The organism is Vibrio sp. (assembly GCF_050299255.1).
In the GTDB taxonomy this organism is placed as follows: Bacteria; Pseudomonadota; Gammaproteobacteria; order Enterobacterales; family Vibrionaceae; genus Vibrio.
Genome location: NZ_JBNKVP010000048.1, coordinates 20,831 through 27,193, shown reverse-complemented (window position 1 = coordinate 27,193; position 6,363 = coordinate 20,831). Strand labels below are relative to the sequence as shown.

7 protein-coding genes are annotated in these 6,363 nt (G+C 45.8%); 3 read left to right on the top strand and 4 right to left on the bottom strand.

Features of this window, described 5'->3' with window-relative positions; all coding sequences use genetic code 11:
- Positions 1 to 1,622 (top strand): putative bifunctional diguanylate cyclase/phosphodiesterase (locus tag ACQY6F_RS12995; protein ID WP_428774942.1); only part of this gene is annotated, 1,622 nt, incomplete at its 5' end.
- A gap of 168 nt (positions 1,623 to 1,790) precedes the next feature.
- Entirely contained in the window at positions 1,791 to 2,204 is a 414-nt protein-coding gene (arfB, locus tag ACQY6F_RS12990) for an alternative ribosome rescue aminoacyl-tRNA hydrolase ArfB (protein WP_428774940.1), read from the top strand.
- Positions 2,205 to 2,431: 227 nt separating this feature from the next.
- Here the strand turns inward: arfB and ACQY6F_RS12985 are convergent, their stop codons facing one another.
- A complete protein-coding gene (locus tag ACQY6F_RS12985; RefSeq protein WP_428774939.1) occupies positions 2,432 to 2,926 on the bottom strand; it encodes a cytochrome b/b6 domain-containing protein in 495 nt (164 codons plus the stop codon).
- A gap of 276 nt (positions 2,927 to 3,202) precedes the next feature.
- Here ACQY6F_RS12985 and ACQY6F_RS12980 point away from each other — a divergent pair, with 276 nt between their 5' ends.
- Complete coding sequence (locus ACQY6F_RS12980; protein ID WP_428774938.1) at positions 3,203 to 4,297, top strand: glycosyltransferase family 9 protein; 1,095 nt, start codon at positions 3,203 to 3,205, stop codon at positions 4,295 to 4,297.
- Between the two features lie 110 nt (positions 4,298 to 4,407).
- Here ACQY6F_RS12980 and ACQY6F_RS12975 read toward each other — a convergent pair whose 3' ends face one another.
- From ACQY6F_RS12975 to ACQY6F_RS12965, 3 genes are all read right to left on the bottom strand, one after another.
- Positions 4,408 to 4,788, bottom strand: a complete 381-nt coding sequence (locus ACQY6F_RS12975) for an STAS/SEC14 domain-containing protein (protein ID WP_428774937.1) — start codon at positions 4,786 to 4,788, stop codon at positions 4,408 to 4,410.
- Between the two features lie 131 nt (positions 4,789 to 4,919).
- The gene (locus tag ACQY6F_RS12970) at positions 4,920 to 5,393 is read right to left on the bottom strand and encodes a GNAT family N-acetyltransferase (RefSeq protein WP_428774936.1); all 474 of its coding nucleotides are present in this window, start codon (positions 5,391 to 5,393) and stop codon (positions 4,920 to 4,922) included.
- Between the two features lie 5 nt (positions 5,394 to 5,398).
- The gene (locus ACQY6F_RS12965) at positions 5,399 to 6,256 is read right to left on the bottom strand and encodes a patatin-like phospholipase family protein (RefSeq protein WP_428774934.1); all 858 of its coding nucleotides are present in this window, start codon (positions 6,254 to 6,256) and stop codon (positions 5,399 to 5,401) included.
- Positions 6,257 to 6,363 lie beyond the last annotated feature (107 nt).

Genomic DNA, 6,363 nt, shown 5'->3' with positions numbered 1-6,363 from the left:
ATGGAGCTTTATCTGGTAAGCTCTATTTTGAGGCCCCTGCTGAAAATTATAATTTTAAAATTCTTTCCTGGTATGAACCTCTTAACGAACAGGATGTTTTTACTTCAAAGATGTTCATTTATGGCTTAAGTATCCTGGGTATTATTATTATCCTGGGATTGTTTTATGCTTTCGTGCTTAATAACGCTCAAGTTGAACTTAAAATCAAACTGGAAGAAGAGCAAAAGAGGAAGGCTATACTTTCTAAACAAAATCACAAGCTCACAGAAGAAATCGCTAAAAGGAAAGCTTCCGAATCCGAGTTGGCCTATCAGGCCAAGCATGACTTGCTCACCAATTTACCCAATCGCAGTTACGCTTTGGAAAAACTTAGTTTAGAACTTGCCCGTGCTCAGCGTAGCGGCTCTCAAATCTTAGTCATGTATATCGATCTGGATAATTTTAAACAGATCAATGACTCCATGGGTCACTTTGTCGGCGATGAGATCTTGAAACTTTGTGTTCAACGACTTCAGCACGCCGTACGCAAGACTGATGTGTTAGCCAGAATCGGCGGTGATGAGTTCCTGCTGATTATCCCGGATCTGCCAGATCACGAAGCGGCCAAACGGCTCGCCGTTGTGTTGCTTAATGAGTTTGAAAAACCATACGTCTGGCAAAACCACGAATGTTTCCTGTCTGCCAGTATTGGTATGTCGATTTATCCCAAAGATGGTGAAAGCCTGGAACAGCTTGTGGCGAGCGCTGATATGGCGATGTACAGGGTAAAACAAGAAGGTCGCAACGGGTTCTGCTTTTACAACCACAACATGAACTATGACTTACAACGTTTTCTGGAGCTGGAAAACCGTTTACGCAATGCCATTGCCAACAACCTGCTGGAACTCTACTACCAACCGATTATCAACCTTGAAAACGGTGAAGTCGTTGGTGCCGAAGCATTGATGCGCTGGAATGATGAAAAGCATGGATTTGTTAACCCGGAAGAGTTTATTTCGATTGCAGAGCGCAACGGGCTGATCCACCAGCTTGGCGAATTTGCGATTAAGCAAGCCTGTCAACAGGCGGCGTTATGGCAGGAGATTGTTCCACTCTTTGTTTCCGTCAACTTTTCCAGCATCCAGTTCCGCTACTGCGAGCGACTGTTGAAGCAAATTGAAACCAGCTTAAAGTTATCAGGACTACCTGGCGAAAAATTTGATGTGGAAGTCACTGAAAGTCTGTTTTTCAACCACAGCAATGAATTGATTTCCATGCTTGATAAACTCCGGGAACAGAACGTTAAGTTAACGATTGATGATTTTGGTACCGGCTATTCTGCACTGAGTTATATACAGCGCTTTCCGTTTGATCGCCTTAAAATCGATCGCAGCTTCATTAAAGATATGTTTGAAAATGAATCAGACAAAGAATTGGTGAACGTGATCATTGCCATGGCAAAAGCGTTAGGTTTAAAAATTATCGCCGAAGGCATTGAAGATCAGCAACATGTTGATTACCTCAAACAAATGCAGTGTGACTATGGCCAGGGGTTCTACTTTAGCCGCCCGTTGCCGAGTATAGAGTTTGAAGCGTATTTGAGAGAAGCTACTGGCAAATCTTCTTCTCCCCGACTTGCTTGACGAAATCATATTCGAGCGCCCTACGTATCCGCTCTGTCCATAGGGTATCACTCGCCTGTTAATGGCGCCGATACCCTTTCGCGAATTTGACGCCGACACCAATTGTGTTAGCCAATCAGGTTGTGCTCAACTAGAATGGCCATGACAACTGCTTTTTAAACTAGTGTTATGCTCCAAATTTCAAACAAGGTCGAACTGGCCGACTGGGAAATAGAACTCTCAGCGATAAGAGCAATGGGGAGTGGCGGACAAAACGTCAATAAAGTATCAAGCGCGATCCACTTGCGATTTGATATTAAGCGCTCTTCGTTGCCCGACGTATACAAACAGAAGTTGCTTGCTCTATCCGATAGCCGCATTACCAAAGATGGTGTTATTGTTATCAAAGCGCAGTCATTTCGAACCCAGGAACAGAATCGAGAAGATGCACTCAACCGACTGAAGCAACTGATAGTCGATGCGATGGTCGTGGTTAAAAAACGCAAAGCGACCAAACCGACTAAAAGCTCTCAACGCCGGCGTGTAGAGGCCAAAAAACGTAACAGTGCGACCAAATCACTGCGCGGTAAGGTCTCTATCTAGCGTTAGCGGTTGTCATGGCTCAAACTACGCTACACCACTGGCAACTGTTGAAATAGTCTACTAATCAATATGAGCTGCCGCCATTTTCCATACCATAACAAAGCAACCAATTTACTACTTTGTTGTTATTCCTCATGACGCTTTCATGTCGTAAAGTAACTTATAAGCTTAATATACTCATATGTTTTAACCGGCGAATCGCCGGTTTTTTTTTTACTTCTCACAGACTAACGACCAATCCCCATACTCTTCAGGTAGGCCTTACCAGTAAGGCGAGTCATTAACGCCACTGCGCCGACATGAATACATACGCAGATAAAGGTCACATTGGCTGCTACTTCATGAATGGATTCCATCCACTCCATATCCAGCAACTGTTCGCTATAGGCCAGATAGCCGGTAATACCGGTAACCATCAATCCACACCACATACACCAGATCATTACCGCACCTGCCGGATTATGTCCTTCGTGATGGTCTTTTCTGGTTTCAAACACCTCAATTAAGTGCTCAATTGCCATTGAAGGAGACGGCCTGATGGCAGACAAACGAGCCGGCGAGTTTACGATTAGCCCCCAGATCAGCCGTACCAGCACTAATCCTATCAGGGTATAGCCCACCCATTGATGGACTATGCTGCCCTCTTCGGTAATGGCGTAGTTTGCCAGGAACAGCATCGCCACTGACCAATGAGTAAACCGAACGACTTTATCCCACATCATGACTCTTTCTCCTATTTCAGCGCACCCGGGCCCAATACCCAATTAACCAATCATTGCTACTGTTCAAGCGTGCATTCACGTGATCTTTCACGCTAAAACCACCAATACATTTCAATTTCATAATTTAGAAATAGATTAATTAGCCAGACTTAAGATACCCTTAAGAAATGGTTGATAAGATAAATTATCCGGAGAACAACTTTCCTATAATTTTGTTAATTTTCAACAATATAACTATAGCCACATCCATAAACAAATAGATGCATATTTAATTTCATGACACAACTAAGAAACACACTGAGAAACTTTGACCGTTGGCGCAGACGTAAAATGGCGTCGCTGGAACCACTCCTTTACCACCTGATAAGAAATAACCGGAATTCGCAAGCAGACTTGCTTGATAATCAGCAAGTAACAGAAGTTATCATAGTGCGGAACAACAGCCGCATTGGCAATGTGCTGTTTTTAATCCCGTTCGTCAAACAAGTGCAAAAAGCCTATCCACAAGCCAATATCACCTTAATGCTAAAGCAGCCATGGCAGGGCCAGTTTTTTGACCATATGGGGATCAAGCAACTGGTATATAGCCATTTTTCTGCAAAAGACTTTTTCAAATTCTGTCGCGCTATCTATCAGTTACGCAAACAGACATTTGATTTGTGCCTGTCACCCTGTGGCTCCGCCGAAGATACCATCGTCAGCGCTCTGCTGGATGCCAAAAACAAAGTCGCCTACAGCAGCGATCTCTGCAATGATGCCTTTACCCATACGTTTCCGCATCAGAAGGCCTTTCATCATGCCGCAACTCGAAACCTCTGCCTGGTCCCGCAAATGGTGGCTGATGAAAAGCTACTGGTACCCGATCACAATATGGCTTTCAGCCAGGACGAATTAACCCAGGGTGAACAAGACAAACAAAACATATGCAACGACAGCCAGATCTGCATTGCCTACTTCAGAGGGGCACGAGGCAGTAAGCTGCTTTCTGAACAGACCTGGCAAACCATCCTAGAAAAATTTGATGCCGCATCCCCTGTTCCAATCACCTGGGTAGAAATTACCAGTCCGGATGTGGCCACACCGCTTTCCGCTGATGTTAAAACTTACGGTAATGCTAACCTTCGCTTGCTGGCCAGTTTCCTGCGTAATGTAGATGCATTTGTCTGTTGTGATACTGGACCACTTCACCTGGCGGACGCCGCTTCTGTAAGATGTATTGGCTTGTATACTGAAACGCAACCGGAAGAATTCGGTCTGCTTGGCGAGCATTGTACCCACATTGAAAATATTGATAGTTTCGACGCAGGGGAAGTACTAGATAAGATGGGGGCCGGAACAGTGTTTAGTCCACTGAAACAAGCAGTAGGTTAGACCATTCTGAAAAGCACTTCAGGCAGTAAAATCGATCATTTTGCTGCCTGAAGCACATCTAAGTAAGATCATGTGTGATGAGATTACTTTTAGTCACTTCCGCCAACACACTATTTTTCCAGCCAGCTGATTGCTTCATCATAGTTGTCAAAAAACTCTACTTCACCAGAAGTAAACCAGCCGCCGAGTTTAGCCGCCAGTTCCTGCCAGCGCTTATTTCCCAATAGAGCAATACGCTCGAATTCTGCGCCGTGCTTGAGGCCAAATCTAACATCGTCCCATGCGGCGCGTAATTCAAACCCTTCCAGTTCAGTCGCATCGAAAAACACATTTATCCGCGGTTCGGTAACGGCTGCCAGTGCATTTTCAACCATTGGCACCATGGTTTGATAATCGTGGTGCGTCAAGGTCCCCACTGCTTTAAAAGAGAGAAAAAAGTGGTCGTCTATCCGGTCTATACCAACCGAAAAGCCATGTTTTTGATTGGTCATTTTCGCCTCCATTTCAACATTTAGATCATCTGCTTATGTAGAGTCGCTAAAACGGACAGCCAATTTGAACTTATGCTGCCGATTCCCATCCGCTACTGCATTAAGGCCTGTGTGAAAAAGCAATCTCGGTTTCAATGCCGTCTGTTTTGGGTCTTGCGCTCCATATAGACTGAGTATGGATCATATTTGTACTGTCCGTATAAAGAACGGCGCTCAAATCCAAATGTTTGGTATAGTCTCAACGCTTCCGGTTGCTCATCGCCCACTTCAAGCCGGATAATGTCAGAGCCCGACCGTTCAGCATGCTCGACTAAGTGTTGCAACAAGGCTTTCGCTAGGCCGCGTCCACGGTGGCTGGCGCTGATAAATACCCGTTTGATTTCCGCGTACTCACCATCGTCTGATTTAAACGCTACAGCGCCGCAGCCAACCAGAGCCTGATCGACAAAAAGACCGACAAAGTAGACGTTATCAGCATCGATGGCCGAGATCGGCATCAGTGGATTACACTCTTCCATCGGATACAGTTCGTGCATCAGGGCGTCCAGTTCGTCCAGCAACTGTTTTACACCTGGGAAGTTGGACTTAATCGGTTTGATTTCCATGTCAGTTATCTCACGTCTTCGCCGTTCCAGAGCTTGATTGCTCGTTCGCCGGCCTGCAAACCTAATTGATAAGCAAGCTGTAACGGTTCTTTATCCCGGCTGATCCGCTGCATCTTTAATGTCTCTGGTGGGCAGATTTGCATTATTTCCACGCCCTCAGGAGGATTAGCAATCAGTGCCAGGGTATCGTTATAGCGTTGGTAGCGGGTGAGCATTGGCGAGATCAGTGCCGGAGTAGATTTCAACAAACTACGCACTACCAGCGGCACTCTGGTAGGCCGCTTTCGGTAAGATTCCGGTCGGCTGCGCAAAATCATAATTTTTGTGGCACCGCGCCTTATCGCTTCTGCTACCGGAATCGCATCGGCCACACCACCATCGACGTATCGGTACATCCCAAGTTGTACACCTTGGCGGTAAACGATAGGCACCGCACTGCTGGCTTTCATGGTTTCGGCCAGCAGGTCTACGTGCGGGGTGTGATACTCCGCCACACCACTATCTTGACGAGTCACACCAAGGAAACACGGCCGGGGGTCATTAGCCAGCGTGGCTTTATCTATGCCCAGCTCTGCCAACGTCACAGTCCACATCCAATCTAAGTCCATCAAGTCTTTACCCGCCAGAAACTTACCAGGAGTGAGAAATTCCCGGCGACAGCTGTAGTCGGTATATACCTTATAATTCCTGCCGGGCATCTTAGCCAGGTAAGCGGCAAGGTTACTGGCTCCGGCCGAGACGCCCCAAAAACTGTCAAATGGGCTAAATTGCTGTTGTAAAAAATGATCCAGAATGCCACAGGAAAATATCCCGCGCATGGCGCCACCTTCAACAATTAATGCTCTATTGCCAATGGTCTCCATTGTCCGTATGCACCTAATGTCTTCATATTCAGCCTTAATGTAACTAACCGATTGAATGATTGAAAGTATTGAGTTGCATATCGTTTCGTTTGTGCCGTCTTTCGCTT